Here is a 20,934-nt window from a genome sequence, read left to right as displayed (position 1 = left end):
TGCGAACGTAGCGGGGCTCGGCGAGCGCCGGCCTGGCGCTTCCCGCAACCAGGCGATCAAGGTCGTCCGGCTGGGGCTGTTCGTGTCTCTTGCCTGGATCTCTTCTTGTAGCACTCCGCCGGTGGGAGAGCCGCGCATCGATCCGGATGTGGCGCGCGCCGAGATCGCGAAACGCATTCAACCTTGGGCCAAGAATCGCGAGGACTGGGCCATCGACATTTTCGCGGCGTTCGAAGCGCTGTCGATCCGGCCAACCAGCGAAAACATCTGCGCCGTGATTGCGGTGACGGAGCAGGAGTCGACGTTTCAGGTGAATCCGCCTGTGCCGGGCTTACCTGCCATCGCTCGTCGCGAAATCGATGCGAGGGCAGCGCGCTTCAAGATGCCGCAGTTCATGGTCAACACCGCGCTGGGTATCGAATCGTCGGACGGTAAAACCTACGCCCAGCGCCTCGAGAAGGTGAAGACCGAGCAGGAGTTGAGCGACTTGTTCGCCGACTTCATCGGCATGGTGCCGTTGGGCAAAAAGCTGTTCGGCAGTCTCAATCCGGTACACACCGCCGGCCCGATGCAAGTGAGCATCGAGTACGCAGAAGAACACGTCCGCACCCAGCGTTATCCGTATCCCATACCCAGCGACATTCGCGACGAGGTGTTCAGTCGACGCGGCGGCATGTATTTCGGCATCGCCCATCTGCTGGACTATCCGGTCGAGTATCCCGAAATGATATTCCGCTTCGCCGACTTCAACGCCGGCCATTACGCCAGCCGCAACGCTGCGTTTCAAAATGCCGTCAGCAAGCTGTCCAAGACCAAGCTGGCGTTGGACGGCGATCTGATCATTCACGGCACCAGCGAACCCAGCAACACCGAGCTTGCGGTGCGCAGCCTGGCAACCAAGCTCGATCTCAGTGAACGCGAGATTCGCCGCGATCTGGAACTCGGGCACGAACAGGAGTTCGGCGACAGCAAACTGTTCAAGCGTGTGTTGGCACTGGCGGACAAAGAACTGAAACGCCCGGTGCCGCGGGCGTTGGTGCCGAACATTCGTTTGGAAAGCCCCAAGATCACTCGCAAACTCACCACCGAATGGTTCGCCAATCGAGTCGAGGATCGTTACCTCCGCTGCCTGCAACGAGGCGTCGCCAAGCCGTCCAAGGCTCGCCGCTAGCGACTGTCCCGGCGGGTGGGCACGGCGGTTGAGCGATGAGTCTTTACGACGTGTAGAGAAAATCGAGCGTGTATTCACGGCGACAGTTTGCGCTGTCGCTCGATCGCACTTACGGTCGCCCGCGCTGGCCGCACGACTCCCGGGACACGCGCACATTCCTAAAGATTTGCGTCGCCCGTCCGTCGGCGAACAACGAAGTCCAAACAAGTTACTCAGGGTGTCGACCAATGATCCGGATGCATGCACTCGTTGCAGCCGTAACGCTGCTATTCCTGTACGCCGCAGATAGCGCGCACGCTGCCAATCCTCTCGGCATCGCCTTTAAAACCGTCACCAACGTGCCGCTGTACGCCAAACCCACCGGCATGCTGATCACGGGGCGCTGTAACCGCTATGACCCGGCGTTTCAGGCTGCTCGGGCCAAGGGGGCCGAAGTGCTTGCGTATATCAATCCAGTGGCGCGTCCCGACCACTATGTGTGCGCGCTCGACACCAAGTACTACATGAACGATATTGGCCAGGTGCCGTTGTGGCCCTATCCGACCTACGGGCAGCGCAGCCCCTGGCCGAACACGCGCATGACCGACATTCGCGCCGGTTCGGAATGGTCGAACTACGTGGTCAGCTTTGTCGAAGGACTGATGCGTGAAGGCAAAGTCGACGGCGTGTTTCTGGACGCAGTAGGCGTGCGTCCTTGGGCCAGCCTCGCCGAATGGAATTCCTGGCCGACCGCAGAAAAGAATGCGTTCGCCGCCGGCAACGTCGATCTGGTGCGTCGCTTGGATGCGCGTCGTCGCGCCATCAATCCAGACTTCATCATCGTGGCGAACAACGTTTGGGAAGCCGGCACCACCAAGGCGCTGGAAGGCGAGCGTTATATCGACGGCGTGATGATCGAACATCCCAAGCCCTTGTCGCCCTGGCATGTGAATTACGTGAAGAAGCCTTTCGGTAATCTCGGTCATCGTCGCGTGCTGGTGGTTGCCAATACGCGCGCCGATGCACAAGCCTGGGCCAAGATTCCGGGCGTGACGCACGTGTCCGATCAAACGTCGGCGCAATACAAGAATCCGAATACGCCACCGGTCGCGTTTCAAGTATTGAACGATCGCTAGCTCAGAGCATTTCGACGGCCCAAGTTATTGGGCGCAAGGAACGCGCCCCTTTGTCGTCGGAACCCATCACCCGAGTCGATCATTGCGTTAGCTGGAAGCATCCGCGCCGGCAACAACATCGACCACGGGGAAGGGAGCGAGCGTGCGCACAAGAACTGCGGGAATCGCGTCTGGCTTTGAGTTTCGATTCAGGGTTGTTTCTTTTGCTACGAGCCTGCTAGTGACGATGTTCGCTGCGGCGAACACGTGGGCCGGGCCGATCAGTCGTCACATACCAGCGCGCTCGATCGCGCAGCTCGATCATCTGTTGCGACCGCAACCTTGGGAGACCAGTGCGCAGGTGCTGACTTCCGAGTACGAATATCACGAGCCGACCAATCAATCCCGCAATCAACAGTATGGAATGCAGCTCGCCTTGAGCGGCGACGGTCGCACGTTGGCGGTGGCGGATATCTGGTATTTCGGCGGCAGCGAATGGCCCTGGTACGGCTCGGGTGCGGTGTATGTCTATCGCCGGACCAACAACAGCTGGGTGCTGGAGGCCAAGCTCGAACCGCCGGCAGCGCGTGGTTATGACTTTTTCGGCACCGATGTCGCGCTCAGTTTGACCGGCAACACACTGGCGGTCGGCGCGCAAAACGAAGGCTACGATGCTCCGAGTCAGGACGCAGGGCCGGGCTCGGTGTTCGTATTCAAACGTCGCAACGGGGTCTGGAAGCAAGAAGCGATGTTGCGCGCCAGCCGTCCTCAGGACGTGGCGCTGTTCGGCCGATCGGTGGAGATCAGTGCATTGGGCGATGTGATCGCCGTCGGCGCGCCGTATGAGTCGGTCGATAACGAGGGTGCCGAACAGCCGGCCGCGGGCGCCGCTTATATCTTCGCGAAACGAGACGGAGTGTGGGTCGAGCAGCAAGCGTTGACTGCGCCCAGCCCGCAACGTAGCGACTGGTTCGGCTGGGGCGTGCGCCTGAGCGAAGACGGAAGAACGGTCGCGGTGTTGGCGGCCGAGCAAAATCCCGATACCGAAGATTGGGATCTCGGTGGCTGGCCGGGTCGAGACAACGTCATATATGTGTTTCAAAGACAGAGCGGTGTCTGGAGTTCGACCGCGGGGTGGGAAGGTTCGGCCGCCGAACCGCACTTCGGCGGCAACGGTTACGAAGCAGAAGGCCAGAGCGAAGGCTTCGACTTGAACGTGGACGGTCGCGTGCTAGTCATCGGTTCGCCCTATGCGGAAGCGCCGGACGGGACTACAGGACTCGCGAGAGTTTTTCGCCGTCCGGGCAAGCATTGGCTGCCGACTGCGAAAGTACTGGTGCCGGCATTACCCGACCGACGCTCGTTTGGCTCGCGGCTGACACTGAGTGCGAATGGCCAGGCGCTGGTCGCCTTCGCCGATCGTGACGATGGCGCTTACGGGCAACCGTTCGTAGTCGCGTTCGATCTGCAGCGCAATCGTTGGCGTCAGTCCGCGCTCATTGAATCGCCGACCTTGCCGAATGCCAGCGGCTTTGCGAATTCCCTGGCGTTGTCGTGGAGCGGGCAGCGCCTCGCGGTGGGCGCTCGATCGTTCAACACCGAAGAGACTTACTGGGGCGCTGCGCTGACCTATCGGCGCGAGGCACGCGCTCCCAGGCCGGGCGGCAAGTAGTTACGGCTGCACGGTGAACTGCATGCGCTTGAGCAGTTGGCCTTGTGGCGTTTTCACGTCGACGGTCCAGCGGCCAAGCGCATCGCCGGGAAACATTTCTTTGCGCGAGTAAGTGCGCCAGCCGCTGCCGTTGCCGCCATGGATTTCGGCAACGATGCGTTCCGACTCGTCGCGATGGCGCCACTCGAAAACGATGGACTGCGCGACGCCGCTCGGTGCGCGAATGGCTGCAAAGGCCACGACGCCCGCGCTGAGTTCTGCTCTTGTCAAAGTACGCACCGGCGGTCCAGGCGTGCGATCGGTGATGGCTTGAGTGATGACGGCTTGGGTCACGGCCAGTCCGGCGGGCGGCACATGAGCTCGCAACATCCAGATCAATAACGGGGCGAGCACCGAACAAGCGACCCAGATCACCTTGTGACGAACCGAGCGCAACGAACGCAGCGACATCGGTGCCGTTAACAACAACCACACGCCAACCGCGCCAAGCGAAAGCGGTAACGCCTGTTCGAGCGACAGGTGCACGACCATTGGCACGACCACGACGGCGGCAATCAAACTGCAGTAGGCGTGAAACAACAAACGCGTTGCAGCTCGTGCCGCAATCCAACGTTCGTACAGCGGATCCAGTGCGGTGAGTAGCGCGGCGCAGGCCGTCAAGGCGATGAAGGCGATCTGTCCCAAGTCGCGTTGAAGCGCGCCGAACAGAAATGGCAGTGAAAAGAACAACACTTCCTGCTGCAACGATTGAGTCAGAAAGTTGGATACGAACTTACCTATGCCGGAGCGTCGCCGCTCCAAGTAGCGCCGGACCAGCGGTTCGATCAATAGCCACAACCAGCCGGCCAGTGCGACGACGGCAATGACGCGCGCCAGGTCGGCGCCGCGCTTCACCATGACGAAGCCGATGACGCCGGAAATAAAACTGATGGTGGGAATGAGCCAGGGAACGCGATCGAGCGCACGCGCCAGGCGCGTCAGTTTCGAAGCAGAGTCGATATCGTCGGAATGAGTTTCTGCGCTCGTCGGTGTTTGCATCGTTCCAACACATCTACAGCGCGATGCGAACACTCACGCTTGTCCAAAAAAAATTGTGCTATGCGATGAATGATACCTGACCTTGAGTGCGATTGCGCCGCTGCTTGCTGCAGCGAATAAATGTGCAACGAGAGCGGGAGACGCGCGTGTTTCATAGCCTTGAATGTTGCTGTAGCGAGGGGTATATGCTCCAACGATCCGACTGCGGATCGGTGGCTTTGATCTGCAGTCGTTTCTTATGTGCTGCGGTCCCGCAGCCCGCCCACATGAGCGAAGGCTGCGATGGCTCATGGGGAGTACCGCGATGACAACATTCGCTGCGCGCGTTCGGCGCTCGTTCCTCGCTATCGGTGTCGGCAGTTTGGTGGTGGTCAGCGGAGCACCGCTGGCACGCTCGACGAATTCAGAGATCGAGCAGCGCAGTCGCGTTGCTGCGGCGAATCTCGAAGATGCCATCGTGGTGGACTGTCAGCTGCCCGGCAAGCTGCAAAAGCTCGGCGGCATGCGCTCGTATCTCACTCCCGGCCGCTTGGTACGAATTTCCGCAGTGGACTGCCGAGCGCGCGGTGGCGAATACACCATCGGCGATCTTTCCAGCGGCACGCTGTCCATTCAACGTTGGTTGCCGCTGGCTGAATCCGGCGAAGCGGAAGCTCAGTACTACGTCGCGCGAATCTATGCGAATGGCATGGGCGGTGTGGCCAGCGATCCTTCGGTCGCAGCCAAGTGGTACAAGCGCGCCGCCGATCAGAACTATTCCGCCGCCGTTCAAGAACTCGGCTATTTGTATGAACAAGGCTTGGGTGTACAGAAGGATCCGGTGCTCGCACTGAATCTGCAGCGCAAAGCTGCCGGCCTGGGTGAGGAATTAGACTACGCGTGGAAGATCACTGCGGCTGAAGCAGAAGGTGAGCGGCAGGTCGCTGCGCTCAGCGAGCAGCTCGATGCTTCGAACTCGGAGCTGCAGGCACAGCGAGCGCAACTTTCCGACACCACCAACGCGATGTTCAAGGCGCGTTCGCAACTGGCCAAGTCCGAATCGGCTGCTCTGGATTTACGAGAACAGTTGGCGGCGGCCAAACAATCCAAAGAATCTGCAGGGGATGGAGCCAAAGTCGCGGCATTGAACCGCGCATTGACGGAAAGAGAAGGCGAGCTGACTGCGGCACGCGAGCAGATGAGTGCACTGACGGTGCAGCTCAACGATCAGCAGACCAAGCTGTCGTCTCGCATGGCGCAGTCGCAAGCCTCCAGCATGGAATTGAATGAGCTGTTGAGTAGCGAGCGCGAAAAGAATCAGGCGCTTACCGCTCGTGCAGCGCAGGCCGATCAACGTTTGTTGCGTTCTCAGCAAGAGCTTTCCGAGCTGCGTACCCAATATCGCGCTGAGGTCGAGCAGTTGGTGTCCGAGCGCGAGGAAGTCGAGAAAGAGGCTGCCAAGTCGAAGGATCAGGCCACGGCGCTGTTGGCGGCTCGCGAGCGGGATCTGGATCGACAGAAATTACGTGCCGCGTCGTTGGAAAAGGCGCTGGCCGAAGCGAGTCGAGCACAGGTCGAGGCTGCGAAGTCGGCCAACAAGGCGCCATCGGTGGCGACTCAGGCGAATGTGCAAGCGCTGCGCTCGCAACTCGATGAGCAGCAGAAGCAGGTCAAACAGCGCGAGCAGGAAATCGCTTCGCTCAAGGCGCTGGGCAAGCAGGATCGCACCGCTCTGATGCGCGAGTTCGAAACGCAATTGGCGGCCCGTACCGAGGAGTTGCAGGTCAAACAGCGTCGCTTGACGGCGTTGAACTCCGAAACCGAAACCCTGCGCAGTGAAGTGCAGCGCTTGAATCAGCAGCGTGAGAAAGACGCCGGTGGCATGGCTGACGAAGCCTCCCGGGCGCGTGCGTCACTACGCATGGCACAGCAGAAGTTGAACGAGCAGCGCGAACGGCTCGATCAACTCCAGACCGAAAAGGCCACCGACATGGCGGCACTGGCCCAAGCTCGTGATGAGTTGCAGCGCCAGTTGTCCGCCAGCCGCAAAGCCAGCGAGATGCAGCTCGCCTTTCTGAGAAAGGATCTGGAGGCGCGGCAAAAGGACCTGGAAGCGAAGGACGGGCAGATCGCCAGCCTGGGTGAGCGCCTACAGGAACAGTCGCAGCGTTTCGATGCCTTGGTCGCACAGACTCTGTCGCCTGGCAATGGCGCGAACACCAAGACCGTGATGGCCAGCACCCAAGTGGCTGCGACTCAGGGCATCGGCAAGATGCGCTCTGTCGATAGTCGTGCACCTGGATTGGAGCACTCGCTGGGCGAGCTTCGCAGCAGCAGTAGCGGTAGCTACCACGCCATCGTGATCGGCAACAGCCTGTATCACTACATGGAGTCGCTGGATACGCCGGCGAACGATGCCAAGGAAATCGCTCAGCTGCTGGGCCAGCGCTATGGCTTCAAAGTGCAATTGCTGCTCGACGCGACGCGCGAGCAGATCATGGTCGCACTGCACGACGCCAAGCGCACGCTGACGCCTCAGGACAACCTTCTCATTTATTACGCTGGCCACGGCGATGTGGACACCGCATCGGGTCGAGCATTCTGGCTCGGCGTCGAAGCTGACCGTGACACGCGGGCGGGCTGGCTCGAAGCGGATCATATCCGCGCCAAGATCAAGGAAATGAGCGCGAAGCATGTGCTGCTCGTGGCGGATTCGTGCTTCTCCGGCGCCATCACTCATCCCAAGACCACCACCATCGGTCGTGGCTTGAATGAAACGCGGCTGCGTGTGCAATGGAATCGACGCGCTCGCATGGTGCTGACTTCGGGCGAAGTCACGCCGGTGGCGGACAGCGCCGGCGATGCGACTCATTCCGTGTTCGCGCGCTACTTCATTCAGATCCTGAGGCAGAACGACAACGTCATGAGCGGCGAGATGCTGTCGCACGAGCTCAGCGGTCGGATGCTGGCGCAGCCAGTGCAGGTCGGTAACAACGGCCAGCGCCAAACCCCGACTTACTCGACTCTTCAAGATGCCAATCACGACATCGGCGACTTCTTTTTCGTGCCGGTGGCCGAGTCTGTGAAAGTTGCCGCTTTGAATTACTGACGGCCTAACAAGACGAAGGAGTAGCCGACGATGAACACGACGCTCGCAACAAGAACGGTGGCGTGCTGTGCAATCGCTGCAGCTGGGGCCTGCGCGACTGCGGTGCATGCGCAGACCGCGAGTCAGAACGGCGCGTTGTCGATCTTCGTCAACGACGCTCAGAGCAACGCCACCAACTTGCAGCGCCAGGCAGGCTATGCAGTGCAAGGCATGTGCGGATCGCTGGCAGCGGAGGGCGGTTTGCGCCTGACCGGTGCCAAGCAAGATCTGTTCCTGCGTTGTAATGAGATGGTCGAAACAGCTCGCGTCTTCCAGTTGATCCAGCCCGGCACAGGTCGCAACTTGGGATACACACAGCGCTCGCAATTGCTGGCCGCAGTTCAGCAGGTGTCGGGCGAAGAGCTAGCCGCGCAAGGCGTGTTGTCCAAGCAGGTGTCGGCCGGTCAGTTCTCTAACATTGGCGGTCGCTTGTCCGCATTACGAATGGGTAGCGGCCGAGCCGCGACGCGAGGGCGCGTCGCCATGAACGACAACGAAAATGGGGCATCTCACGACGCGCTCTACGCCGGGTCGCTCTACGGAGACCCTGGCCGGCGCGTCGGGGGAGGTGCTTCCGCTGACGAACAGGGTGGCAGCGAGAATCGACTCGGTTGGTTCGTCGAGAGCAGTTACGGTTTCGGCGATCATGACCAGACCGCCGCTGAAGACGCCTTCGACTATGACTCGATGAGCGTCACCACTGGCACCGATTACAACTTCGGCTCCAGTGTGGTCGGCGTTTCAGTCGGCTATGACCGCTACAACGCAGACTTCGACTCCGCTGCATTCGTCAGCGGTGGCGATGTGAAAGTCGACGGCATCAGCGGTTCGCTGTTCGCCGGCTACTTTGGAGAAGGCATCACTGTGAGCGGCATCGCGACGTACGGCAAGCTGGAGTCGGACGTCAATCGTCGCGTGGTTTATACCTCGGCGAACTCGGCGTGTACCGCCTGCGGCGCTTTGCGGACCATGAGCGGCAGCCCGGATGGAGACTATGTCGCACTCGGTCTCACGCTCGGCTATGAGTTCAATGTCGGCGGCTGGGACATCACGCCGTCGGTGAGCGCGAGCTATCGAGATGTAGACATCGACGGCTACACCGAAGCCGATGGCGGCGGTGGCGGCCTGAACTTGCGCTACGACGATCAAAAAATCGAATCCACTCGGTCCATCGTCGGCATCGCACTGTCGCGCCCCATCAGTCGCAGCTTCGGCGTGCTGGTGCCGAGCTTGCGAGCCGAATGGCACCACGAGTTCGACGACGATGTGCGCGAGGTCCGGGCGAAGTACGCGCTCGAAGACACGCTGCTGGCCGGTGCGTCGGGGGCGAAGGACTTCAGCTGCCAGATCTCGTGCTTCACCATGCTGACGGATCGAACCGATGGCGACTATGCGGTGGCCAGTGCCGGCCTGTCGGCGACGTTCCCGCATCGGCTGCAGTTCTATCTGTTCTATGAAGCGCTGTTGGGCACCGCCAATGTCAATGGCAACTCGATTGCGGCAGGACTGCGCGGGCAGTTCTGATCGCGCAGCCTAGTTCTGCGCCGTGGCTTCCATCCGACAGATACTCTGCTCGAGCTTGAATAACTCCTGGCTCGAGGGGAGTGTCTGTCGGCTGTAGCGAACCAGATCGAGCGCTTCGCTGACACGGTGCTCCCCGGTCAATGCGCGGGCCCGCGTTGCATAAACATTCGCGACTTCGGCTTGCAGCTGTAACGCTTCGCGTTGCGCGGGATGAATCCTGAGCACGGTGTTCAAGATGTCAGTCACGCTGTTCGGACCGTCGCTAAGAATGTACTTCAGATCTTCGATACGAGTGGCGGGCGTCGCATCCAGCAGATAGTCCCGGGCCAGGGCAATGTAATCATCGATCTCCTGCTGCTGCTCCGTGGTCGGCGGTGACCCGGACAGTGCCGAGGAAATGACTGAAGGCTTGGGAATCTGCGCGCACTGCAAGAGTTGCAGAGTGGAATCTTCCACCGCCACTCGATAGTAGCGAGCGCTCAGTCCCAGAGCACCGACAGTGACCAGCAAGCCGGCAATGGCGCCGGGGATTGCGTATTTCTTGACGCGGCTCTGTGGTGCGAAGGGTTTTAGGAATGCGCTGATCGAGGGAGTGCGGTCCTCGCGCTTCAGTGCCAGCCCTTGTTTCAGGCCTTCCCATTGAGTACGGGTCAGCGAATCGATGCGCTTCGGGCTGAGCTCACGTTCGTTGGCGAGCTTGGCGGATTGCCGGTCGAACGGATGCCGCCCGCTCAGCAGTTCGTAGGTCACACACGCGAGTGCATAGATATCGTCGCGGGGATCTGGATCCGCTTGCTTCCACATTTCCAGCGACGCGTACGCTGGAGTCAGTCCATGCAGCACCAGCGCGGGATCGAAAATCGTCTGGTCGCTCTTGGTGTCGGTAGGGCGAATCAGGCGGGCAATGCCAAAGTCCAGCACCTTCACGGTGCCGTCCTTGCATATAAAGATGTTGCCCGGCTTCAAGTCGCAGTGAACGATGCGCTTGTGGTGGCCGTATTCCAGTGCCATGCCTACGCCGCGAATGATCGGCAGCACTTCAGCGAGAGGCAGTCCGCCCTCGGCACAGCGTTCGTCGATGAAATCGTCGAGCCCGCGCCCCTCCAGATATTCCATGGTCATGTAGATGCGCGAGCCGTCGCGATCGAAGTCGTAAACCGTGACGACATTGGGATGGGCGAGGGTGCTGGCGCGTCGTGCTTCTCGCTGCAGCGCCATAAACGAGTCGGGATGCGCGCTCACTTCCTTGTTCAACACTTTGAGTGCGATGAAAGGATGGCGGTCGTGAGCTTCTTCACGCCGTCGATCGAGCGCTTTGAACACCTGGCCCATGCCGCCACTGCCAAGTTTTTCGACAAGCACGAACCGGTCTTTCACCACCATGTGCGGCACGAGCGTGTCGCACGAGACCGCCGGCGACTCATCGAACAATGGCGGCTCTGCCCGGTCCGTCGTTCTGCGTCGATGCGGCTGACGTGCAGCCAGTTCGGTGCTGGTAGGGGCCGGCGCTTGGCCGCGAGCAAGCACTGTTGCTTTCGACACATCGGCGCGACGGGCCGCTTCGAGCGTTGCGGCCGGCGGCTCGAACAAATCTCGTAAGGTGAGCCAGACGGTGGCGGACAGCCGGCCTTCTTCGACTGTGTTTCTGAGCCAACGTGAGATGGAATCACGCTCATCCGGATGCCGGCTGAGATAGGCACGAAACAGGGCCCGCAATTGATCCAGATCGATTGCGCCGCTGATGAAGCGCCCGAGTTCGGAACTCAGCTCGTGCATGCGCCCTTGGGTCCCGGTCGAGAATGAATCCCACAGATCGTGAGTGCAGTGTAACGAAAATAACAGTGGCCGGATGAGCATGCGGCAAATATTCGTGCATCGCGATAAGAAACGTTGGCGTGCAAGTCTCACTGACAGTGGTCAGACACCGTTTGTGGAAATGTTTATTTCCAGAATTTATTTTCGAGACTAGAGCGAACGAACAGTGGTGAGGGCCTGCCGGGCTCGATATGCTCCTTCTCCATCGCGCGAATGCAGTGGCATGTAAGCAGGCCACGCGCGACCATCTCAGCCACCGACGATCACCCGAATGGACTCGGCAATGGGGGTAATCACAGTGAACCGCCGAGGTCCGCTTGATCGCGTCGAAAGGAGTCGGGCGCGGGCATTTGTTCTGGCAGCGGTCGCGTCGCTCGTGGCCGGTTGCGCCACCATTCAAGGGCCTGACTACAAGCAGCCCGATGTTCCGGACAAGCCGCAGTGGTCGCAGCTCGAGGGCCGGGAGCTCAGCACCTCTGAAGTCATTCAACCCGATTGGTGGCATGGCTTCGGCGATCCTTATCTGATCAAACTGATCCAGCGCGCCATCGATGAAGGGATGGACATGCGGCTCGCGGCATTGCGCTTGGACAAAGCCGGCATTCAACTCGGTAAAGACCGCTTCAGCGCCACGCCCAAAGTCACGGCGCTGTCGCCGACGGATGCCATCGCTCGCGGCAAAAGAGACAACGAGCGTTCCAAGACCAGTCGAGAGACCGAATCGCTCGGCGCATCCCTCACCTGGGAACTGGATATTTGGGGAAAGATCCGCAAGGACTTGCAGGCCGCCGACGCGCGTTATCGCGCGACTGAGATGGATTGGCGTGCGACCCAGTTGTCACTGATCGCGAGTGTGGCGGAACGCTACTTCCAGATTCGCCAGTTCGATGAGCAGATCGCGCAACAAGTGGCATCGAAGGCGCAGGCCGAACAACTACTGGGCATCTACTACGCCCAGCACAAGGAAGGCATGGTGCCGGAGACCAGAATCCGTTCCCAAAAGGCCGAGATCAGTAGTCTGCAGAACCGCTTGGTCGAAATGCAGCGCGGCCGCAGCGAATCCGAGCTGAAACTTGCGACGCTACTCGGTGTGCCATCGGGAGAGTTGCAGGTTCCGGTCGGCAACTTGCGCGATAGCGTGCGATTGCTGGAAGTGCCGGAAGTATTGCCGGCCGATGTTTTATCGCGCCGCCCCGACGTGCTCAAAGCCGAGTACGGGGTGCTGCAGGCTCACCACCTCGTAGGCAAAGCTCGCTTGGCCAGACTGCCGACCTTCTCACTGACCGGTGCGGCCAAGACCGGCACCAGCTTCGTCTCCACCGTGATCAATACCTGGACCTTCGGTCTGGCGGCTTCGTGGTCCGGATTGTTCGATCGCGACCTGGCGATGGACGTGAAGCTCAGCGAAGCGGAGGTGAAGATTTCCCGTGAAGAATATCGCAAGACCGTGCTGGAAGCCTTCGAGGAAGTGGAGATCGCGCTGTTGAATCTGAACGCGCGGCAGGAACAGATCAAACTGCTCGAAGCACAGGTCGTCGATTTACAAGTCGTGCGCAACGTGCAGGACGCTCGCTTGCGTGAAGGCCTGGTGTCGCAGCTGGAGGTCTTCGAAACCGAGCGCACGCTGTTGGGCGCGCAGCAAGAGATCCTTTCGACTTATCAACAACTACTCACCGATACCGTCACTCTTTACAAAGCACTCGGTGGCGGCTGGGAAGCAGAACATCCCGGCGAGCGGCGCAAAGTGGCCGACTCGAAAACGTCGAAGTGAGCGCACCGTGAGCCACGCATGAAACTCACTCTGAAGGCTATTTCTCATCCGGTCCTGGGTGACATCGACATTGTCGACGACTTGTTTGCCATCGGCCGCAACGAAGAGCCGTTTGCATCCAAGCTCGGCGAGCAAGCGTCCAGTTTGTCCCGCCGGCACGCGCGCGTGTTTCAGGAGAACGGCAAGATATTTGTCGCCGACTTGGGCAGCCTCAACGGCACTCGGGTCAACGAACGCGAGTTGAAGAACGACGTCGCGGTACTGAACGACAACGATCGGCTCACCTTTGGCGGCGCGGTGGAGTTCCGGGTGGAAATCCCGCGCAGCGTCAGCAAGGTCGCCGGCAAAGCTCCCGCGATTCGTCTGACCCTGATGCCCGACGATACGAGGAGTGGCTTGGAAGCCATCGTCATCGAGAACTTCCCATTCCTGATCTCGCGCAACGAGGGCGGGTTCGATCAATACCGAGACCGGTTGCCGGAGGCCTGGCGCAAGCTTTCTCGCCGGCATGCAGTGTTGGCGTTGAAAGGAGATCGAGTCAGCCTCGAAGACCTGGAAAGTTCCAACGGCACTTATATATCGGGCGAGCGGCTGGACGAGCGCGCCCGGCCACTCGCGAATGGCGACATCATCGCCTTCGGCGATCCGCAGTTCTCGTACCAGGTCCGGATCGAGAATCTGCATGCGCCGACTCAGTTTGCCGCGACGGTGTTCGGTCGATCGGATCAAGCGCCGATGCCGACGCCAGCACCGGCAGCTGTGAAACAGACAGCCGCCGTCGCTCGAGAAACATCGCAGCCAGCCGTCGCCGCTCGACAGCCGTCGCGGCCGGCGGCCGTTGAGCAGCCTGTGAACGTCGACCCGGAACCGAGTGCCCCAGGTGGCCCGCATCGCACTCGGTTTGTCAGTTCGGCGGACTCTTTCATCAATGTGTTTTGCGCCGACGACGAGCTGGCCGCGAGTAAGGGCGATGAAAAGGGCGCGGCCAAGACGTTGGAAGTGCAACAGCTGAAGCCGCCCGCCACGGGACTGGGCAGGCTGCGGGAATCGATCGGCCAGTTCTGGCACGCGCTGGGTGGCAGCAGCCAGCTGGATCGTCGCTTGGTGTGGGGCGGCACTGCCGTGCTCGGCGTGATTGTGATGGCCGCCGCAATCACGTACTTGGTGGGCGCCGACAAGGGCAAGGTCAAGAGCTTGCTCGATGATGGCCAATATGCCGAAAGCGCCGCTGCCGCCAATAGTTATCTCAAGCGCAATCCCGACGACACCGATGTGAAAGCTTGGGCGGAAGATGCGCTGATCCGCTCGGTGGTGCCGGTGTGGATGCAGAACGTCGACCAGGGCCGCTTCGTGGATGCCGAACGATATCTGGCCACACAACGACAAGCGCATTCCGCCGTTCCGCGCGGCGTGCAGATGCTCGACACGCTGTCGTGGATCAGCAAAGTCGAGGCGCACATGGCGGATCGCGGCGGCCCCTCCGGCCCCGTCGTCATGTTCCGGCATGAAGAGCCGATCCGCACCTTGGTGGAAGAGTGGGAAGCGAACAGTTTTCGCCGTCAGCAGATCATGGATCAGATCGCCACCCGTGAACCGCAGTTCGAACACATCCAGGCGCGGGTGTTCAGCAGCCTCACCAGTCTGCGCAGCGACAATGCTCTCAATGTAAAAGCCATCGAAGATCTGAAGGCCAATCTGCAGACGGCGTTGAAGCGCAATGAACGGCAGGGCATCGAAAAGCAGCTCACCGAGTTCAGTGCGAGCTATCCACGCGTCGCGGGCGTCGATGCCTTGCGCGAAGACCTGGCGCGCTATGACAACCTCAATCAACTCGTGCAGCAGAAAGAACTGCTGAAGCTGGTGAATGCGAGTCGAACTGCGAAATTCCGCACGCCGGTGTTTGCTGAGCACGCCGACGCATGGTTGGCGAGTGTGCTGCCACCGCGAGACATCATCGTTAAACATTCTGCGGCCGCGGCGGCTTGGCGAGCAGGCAATCATGAGAAGGCCATCGCGACCTTGCAGTCAGTCAAGGACGGGCCTTGGGGCGAGGTAGCAACTCGGCAAATCGCGCGCTACCAACAGGTTGGCACCGACTACGACACGCTACTGGCATCCAAAGGTAAAGATGAATATTGGGATCGGCTGCTGGTGGTGTGGTCCTCGCTGCGTCCGGATGAAGACCAGCATTTGATCAAGACTCTCGAGCCCGACTTCCTCGCACACCGTGACCAAGTGGTGCCACGGTTGGATCAGGCGCTGAAGCGTGTGCGCGGCTACTGGAGCGAATATCAAACGGCTGGTGGCATCCCAGGCGTAGTTCGCGTGGAAGGCCGCGTATCACCGCGCTTCTCCAGTCAAGCCAAGCGGCTGTCCGGTGCGTACCGCGAAATCAGTAGCGGCGCACGAACCTATCGACTCCTGCAACTCACGCCTTCACCCGAATGGCAAAAGATGCAACAGGATGTCCTCGACGAAGTGCAACGTCAGCGGCGCTGGCTCGAGGATTTGAACATCGTGCTGGAGCCGGCGGTGTTGCGCGCCAAGTTGGAATTGCTGCCCGAACTCTCGGAGCCGTCGTTATGGGTACAGTCTACTACCGATCCAAAAAAGGACTGAGTCGCTTCCTCGAGGACCACGGTCCGGACGGAGTTGCGATTCTGACCGATCCGCCGTCGCGGCTGATTCGGGGCACCATCCTGGTGCTGTTCGGATTGCTGATCGCCTCCGTGGTCTGGTCGTTCTATGGCAAGGCGGATGTGGTCGTGGAAAGCCAGGGCTTGGTGAAGCCCGAGCTCGAGCAACAAGGCGTCTACGTTCCCATCAAGGGCGAGCTGGTCAATATGTACGTGACCGAAGGCATGCCGGTCGAGAAAGGCGACGTGGTGGCGCGGATCAATTCTCCCAACGCGATTGAGCTGGCGGGTCAAGCGACTCAAGCCTCGGTGCATCTGTTGGCGGCCGAGCGCGGCTACCAGATGTTTCCGGTGAAAAAGAAAGCCATGGAAAAAGAGATCGAGGCGCTCAAGGCCAAGATCACTTCCGACGAGCGCGACAATCAGTGGCGCATCGCGGAGAGCGTGGCCAAGCTCTCTGAAGAACAACAGCTCAAGCTCGAAAAGGCACGTGCCAAGCTCGCCAAGGCCGGCGCCGAGCAAGATCAAGCCCGGCGCGTGGTGGAGCAACACGAACGCTTGTTCAACTCGCCGGGTAACGGCGGCTTGTCGCGGGATCAGGTGGAAGAGAAGCGCAACTTCCTGCGTGAAAAGACCTTGGACTACAAGCTGGCCGAAGGCGAGCTGGGCGAGTTCGAAGTGTCGCTGATGCAGGAGTACGACAAGAAAAAGGCCGAGCTACAAAAGAAATCGCAGGATCTGCTGGCCACCCAGGCGCAGTACGAAAACATGCTACTGCGCGTGACGCAGGAGGAAGAGCAGTCCGAAACCGATGTGCGCTTGGCACGAGCCAAGGCGAGGGCTGCTTCGCGCGTCAGCTACGACGATATCGACGAAGACAACTTCTTACGCGTTCGTGCACCGGTCAATGGTGTCGTCACCACGGTCACCTTCACCGATCTGGGCGCTCAGGTCGACGAAAAGACCCCCGTAGCGCTGATCGCACCCAAAGGGGCTAGGAAAGTCGTCGAGATCGAAATCGCCGAGCGCGATCGAGCCTTCCTGCAGCCGGGCATGCGAGTACGGATCAAAGTGAATGCCTTTCCCTTCCAACGCTACGGTGTACTGACGGGCGAGTTGGAACATATCGCGCCGTCCTCGAACGTCAATCGCGATACCAAGGCGATCACATACAAGGCTCGCGTCGGACTGGAGCGGGATCATTTCATGATCAACAACGTGGCCACTCCGATCCGGTACGGCATGGCCGCCAAGGTCGAGATCGTGGTCGATAGCCGGCGTCTCATCGACCTGGCCCTGGATCCCTTTAGAAACACCGTCGGATAATCGCCATGAAAGAACTCCGCTCGCTTTCGGATCACGCCGTCGTCGAGTTTCTCGGCACGGTCGAGATGTTCTCCGCATTCAGCCGGGCGGAACTGCAGCAGCTGGCCACTTACGTGGACTCGCGCTGGTACGAGTTCGGCGAGCCGGTGTTCGAGATCGGGCAAAAGAATGCCGGTCTGTACGTGGTTCGATCCGGCACGGTGCGCTTGTTCAGCGAAGAAAGCGGCAAGGAAGTCAGTCAGGGCGTTCGTAAAGCCGGCGATGTGCTGGCCGAGATCGGTGCGCTACGCGAGCACCCGCATGATGTTGCGGCACGCGCCTCCGCCAAATCTGAAATTTTGTTCTTGTCGCGCGAAGCCATCGCGCCAGTGCTGGCAAACAATAAAGACGCCGCTGCTTTCCTGTCGAGCTATAGCGCGATACGCATGGCCGGCGGCGTCGTCAGCCGGCTGTTCGAACTCAAGGGCAAGGTCGATCACAACGAATTGGCGCAGCTGGTGCGCAGTCTTGGCGTCAAGCGGGTGGAAGCGGGCGCCACCATTCTGACCCAAGGCTCTTCCGATGACCGACGCTTGTATGTCGTGCGCCAGGGCAAGGTTCGGATCACTCGACAAGAAGAGGGCACCGAATACTCGATTGGCACTGCTCGCCAAGGTGAGTTCTTCGGCGAGTTCGCAGCATTGAATCCAAGCGAGCAGCCGGCATCGGTCATTGCGGAAACGGATGCGGTGTTGCTGGTCATACCGACCGACACTTTGCGTTTGCTGTTGGAGCGCAAGCCGCAGATCAAAGAGTTTCTGGAGAATCGGGTCAAGGTCGCCGATCGTGAACTCGAGCGGCAAAAGCAGCTGGCCGAGCGCCGGGGCCGGCGCTTGTTGTTCGACATGGTCGACCGCGCAGGCGTGGGCGAAAGCATTCTGCCGCGCTTCCAGTTGATCGAGCAGGCCGAGGAAGCCGATTGCGGAGCGGCTTGTCTCGCCATGATCTGCAAGCACTACGGCATCGCGGTCACTCTCGGCAAGCTACGCGAGATGGCCAACGTCACCACCGAAGGCGCAACTCTCGACAGCCTGGCGCGTGTGGGTGAGTCGCTCGGCTTCACTGCTCGCGGAATGAAGTGCACCTTCGAGTCGATGCTCGGGTTCGACTTACCGTTCATAGCGCATTGGGAGGGATACCACTACATCGTCGTTTACGGCGTGTCCAAGCGACATGTCTGGGTCGCTGACCCAGCGCGGGGCTTCGCCAAGATGGACGTGGCGGATTTCGAGAAAGGCTGGACCGGCACCTGTCTGTTGTTCGCTCCCAGTGCGGGCTTGTCACAAGCGCGGGCCGGCACGTCGCCTTGGTTAAGGTTCGTCGGCTATCTAAAACCGTTCAAGAAGCTCATCGGCTATATCGCGATGGCCACCTTGGTCATCGAGTTGCTGGGTGTGGCGCCGCCCATCATCGTGCAGAACATCCTCGATCGAGTGGTGGTCCATCACAACGTCAGTCTGCTGCACGTTTTGATCGTGGGCTTGATCATCACCCATGTGTTCACGCGCCTGACCACGTTGATGCGCGGTTTCCTAGCCAACTACATCCGGCGGAATCTGGATTTCGAGATGATCTCGCATTTCTTCCGCCATACGCTGTCGTTGCCGTTGGATTTTTTCAACCGACGCCGTACCGGCGACATCTTTGCGCGCTTCCAGGAAAACATGAAGGTGCGCAATTTCCTGACCGAGTCGACCGTCAGCACGCTGCTGAACACGCTGATGGCGTTCGTCTATTTCATGGTGATGTTCCTGTACAGCGTCAAGCTGACGCTGCTGTTGATGGCTTTCATGGTCCCCATGGCCGTGCTCACGATAGTGGTGACACCCAGGATCAAACAGTACGCACGCCGAGCCTTCGAGACTTCGACGGATGCTGAGTCCGTGCTGATGGAAACGCTGAGCGGGGCCGAGACCGTTAAGGCGATGGGCATCGAGCGACCGATGCGGATGCGTTGGGAGGGACGATACGCCAAGGCGTTGGAAGTGCAGTATCGATCGCAGCGTTTCGATCTGTTGGTCGGTTTCACCGGACAGTTGATGAGTGCTGCGAGCTCGGTGTTGATCTTATGGATCGGCGCCAGCCAAGTGCTGGCCGGCAATCTGACCATCGGCCAGTTGGTCGCGTTCACCATGTTGATGGGCAGCGCCATGGCGCCGGTGATGGGACTGATCGGCCTGTGGGATCAGCTACAGGAAACCGGCGTCGCGATGGAGCGGCTCGGCGACGTGCTGGAGCTGGAACCCGAACAAAAGCCGCAGGAAATCGAATCGCGCATCATGCTGCCCAATCTGAAGGGCGACATCCGCTTCGATAACGTGTTCTTCCGCTACGGCGGCAACGAGAACCGCTTCGTGTTGGAAAGCATTCGCTTCGGCATCGAGCCTGGTCAACTGGTGGCTATCGTCGGCCAGAGCGGTTCCGGCAAGACCACGCTGGCCAAGCTCATCGCGGGTTTTTATAAGCCCACCGAAGGCTCCATCTATGTCGATGGCTATGACATGAATCTGGTGGAGAAGGAGTACTACCGCGCGCAGCTCGGTTACGTGATGCAGAACAATCTGCTGTTCTCCGGCACAGTGGCAGAGAACATCGCGGCGGGTGAGGAGAATCCTGACCGTCGCCGCGTGGTCGAAGTGGCTAAGATGGCCGACGCGCACAACTTCATCAGCGCCATGCCGCTCGGTTACGAGCAATTAGTCGGCGAGCGAGGTATGGGCCTGTCCGGTGGTCAAGTGCAGCGTCTGTGTATCGCCAGAGCGCTCTATCACGATCCGCGCGTGCTGATCCTGGACGAAGCGACTTCGGCGCTCGACAGCCAATCGGAAAGCAACATTCTCAAGAACATGCAGGACGTGCTGAAGGGTCGCACGTCCATCGTGATCGCGCACCGGCTCAGCACGATCATGAATGCCGATAAGATTCTGGTGCTTTACAACGGCAGCGTGGTCGAAGAGGGCGTGCATTCCGAACTGATCGACCGGCGGGGTATGTATCACCAGTTGGTGCAGAAGCAGATGATGAGTGTGGCTTAACGGCTGCACTCTTTGTTGTTGTTTGTTGTCTTCGGGTACAAAAAAGCGGAGGCTCTTGCGAGCCTCCGCTGTTGGCGTGTGGGGGATTACACGCGGACGAAATGATCCCAGTAGCTGTACTCGGTCTGGGTGCGGGTGCGCTTCCAACCTTCGTACGTCTGGCGGCTCAGGTAGCCGTCATGGAACGTGGTGCCGACATACTGGCTGAACATCTGGGTGTAGCCGCTCCACGAGCCGGTGCTGATGAAGGAGCTGCGCAGGTGCCAGTCGCCTGCGCCAGTCAGTTCGGCCATCGACTTGCGATCCAGGGCCTGGGAGACGTTGAGGTCGTTGAGGTTCAAAGCGTTCATGTGCAGTTACTCCGGGAAGGTCAGTGATGAAGGTGGTTTGCGATCCAAGCGCTTTGCGTTGCGCTTGCCCAGGAAATTGCAGGCGACGTGCCAGGCCGTGCCAAGCGGCCGAAACTATTTTCTAAGTGATTGATGGCAGCGGAGAAATACTTGAACGCCCGCAGGATCACGCAGCGCGTCACGCCATCGAGCTGCTGGAGTTCGTTGGCTCACAGCCAACAAGAAACATTGGCAGTGTTGGGTCAGGTCAGGCTGGAAGAAGCAGCCGACGACGACGCGCCATCAGTACGCGCTTTGTTGGCTCGTCGCGCGCTCAGTCCATGTTTCTTCAACAGG

General features: G+C 60.0%; 13 protein-coding genes. 10 read left to right on the top strand and 3 right to left on the bottom strand.

Annotated features, from left to right (window positions below):
* Window positions 1–55: 55 nt before the first annotated feature.
* The 3 genes from JNL55_RS15040 (at window position 56) to JNL55_RS15030 (ending at window position 3,937) form a co-directional block, all read left to right on the top strand.
* Complete coding sequence (locus tag JNL55_RS15040; protein ID WP_415923084.1) at window positions 56–1,171, top strand: DUF1615 domain-containing protein; 1,116 nt, start codon at window positions 56–58, stop codon at window positions 1,169–1,171.
* A 236-nt stretch (window positions 1,172–1,407) separates the two neighbouring features.
* A complete protein-coding gene (locus JNL55_RS15035; RefSeq protein ID WP_293854838.1) occupies window positions 1,408–2,286 on the top strand; it encodes a hypothetical protein in 879 nt (292 codons plus the stop codon).
* A gap of 226 nt (window positions 2,287–2,512) precedes the next feature.
* Window positions 2,513–3,937: an FG-GAP repeat protein gene (locus JNL55_RS15030; protein ID WP_293854859.1), complete on the top strand. Its 1,425-nt coding sequence runs from the start codon at window positions 2,513–2,515 to the stop codon at window positions 3,935–3,937.
* Here JNL55_RS15030 and JNL55_RS15025 read toward each other — a convergent pair whose 3' ends face one another.
* Window positions 3,938–4,975, bottom strand: coding sequence for a DUF5924 family protein (locus tag JNL55_RS15025; protein WP_293854833.1), 1,038 nt, complete (start codon window positions 4,973–4,975; stop codon window positions 3,938–3,940).
* Window positions 4,976–5,279: 304 nt separating this feature from the next.
* On the opposite strand from JNL55_RS15025, the gene JNL55_RS15020 reads away from it, so the two are divergent.
* Both JNL55_RS15020 and JNL55_RS15015 read left to right on the top strand, forming a co-directional pair.
* Window positions 5,280–8,063, top strand: coding sequence for a caspase family protein (locus JNL55_RS15020; protein ID WP_293854829.1), 2,784 nt, complete (start codon window positions 5,280–5,282; stop codon window positions 8,061–8,063).
* A gap of 30 nt (window positions 8,064–8,093) precedes the next feature.
* Window positions 8,094–9,626 carry an autotransporter outer membrane beta-barrel domain-containing protein gene (locus JNL55_RS15015; RefSeq protein ID WP_293854826.1) on the top strand — a complete coding sequence of 511 codons (1,533 nt, stop codon included), beginning with the start codon at window positions 8,094–8,096 and terminating at the stop codon, window positions 9,624–9,626.
* A 9-nt stretch (window positions 9,627–9,635) separates the two neighbouring features.
* On the opposite strand, the gene JNL55_RS15010 is transcribed toward JNL55_RS15015, so the two are convergent.
* Window positions 9,636–11,402 (bottom strand): serine/threonine-protein kinase, encoded by a 1,767-nt coding sequence (locus JNL55_RS15010; RefSeq protein ID WP_293854823.1) that lies wholly within the window; start codon window positions 11,400–11,402, stop codon window positions 9,636–9,638.
* Window positions 11,403–11,712: 310 nt separating this feature from the next.
* On the opposite strand from JNL55_RS15010, the gene JNL55_RS15005 reads away from it, so the two are divergent.
* Genes JNL55_RS15005 through JNL55_RS14990 form a run of 4 tightly spaced genes read left to right on the top strand, consistent with a single transcriptional unit; the run spans window position 11,713 to window position 20,248 of the window.
* Complete coding sequence (locus tag JNL55_RS15005; protein WP_322111033.1) at window positions 11,713–13,212, top strand: TolC family protein; 1,500 nt, start codon at window positions 11,713–11,715, stop codon at window positions 13,210–13,212.
* An 18-nt stretch (window positions 13,213–13,230) separates the two neighbouring features.
* Window positions 13,231–15,831 carry an FHA domain-containing protein gene (locus JNL55_RS15000; RefSeq protein WP_293854815.1) on the top strand — a complete coding sequence of 867 codons (2,601 nt, stop codon included), beginning with the start codon at window positions 13,231–13,233 and terminating at the stop codon, window positions 15,829–15,831.
* Window positions 15,795–17,174: an HlyD family efflux transporter periplasmic adaptor subunit gene (locus JNL55_RS14995; RefSeq protein WP_293854811.1), complete on the top strand. Its 1,380-nt coding sequence runs from the start codon at window positions 15,795–15,797 to the stop codon at window positions 17,172–17,174. The genes JNL55_RS15000 and JNL55_RS14995 overlap by 37 nt, the downstream gene beginning before the upstream one ends.
* Before the next feature lie 5 nt (window positions 17,175–17,179).
* Window positions 17,180–20,248, top strand: coding sequence for an ABC transporter transmembrane domain-containing protein (locus JNL55_RS14990; protein WP_293854806.1), 3,069 nt, complete (start codon window positions 17,180–17,182; stop codon window positions 20,246–20,248).
* A gap of 86 nt (window positions 20,249–20,334) precedes the next feature.
* Here JNL55_RS14990 and JNL55_RS14985 read toward each other — a convergent pair whose 3' ends face one another.
* A complete protein-coding gene (locus JNL55_RS14985) occupies window positions 20,335–20,598 on the bottom strand; it encodes a hypothetical protein (protein ID WP_293854804.1) in 264 nt (87 codons plus the stop codon).
* Window positions 20,599–20,748: 150 nt separating this feature from the next.
* On the opposite strand from JNL55_RS14985, the gene JNL55_RS14980 reads away from it, so the two are divergent.
* Window positions 20,749–20,934, top strand: a 186-nt coding sequence (locus JNL55_RS14980; RefSeq protein ID WP_293854802.1) for a hypothetical protein, incomplete at its 3' end; no start/stop codon positions are given.

The organism is Steroidobacter sp. (assembly GCF_016790065.1).
GTDB lineage: Bacteria > Pseudomonadota > Gammaproteobacteria > Steroidobacterales > Steroidobacteraceae > Steroidobacter.
This window is presented reverse-complemented; position numbering and strand designations above follow the sequence as displayed.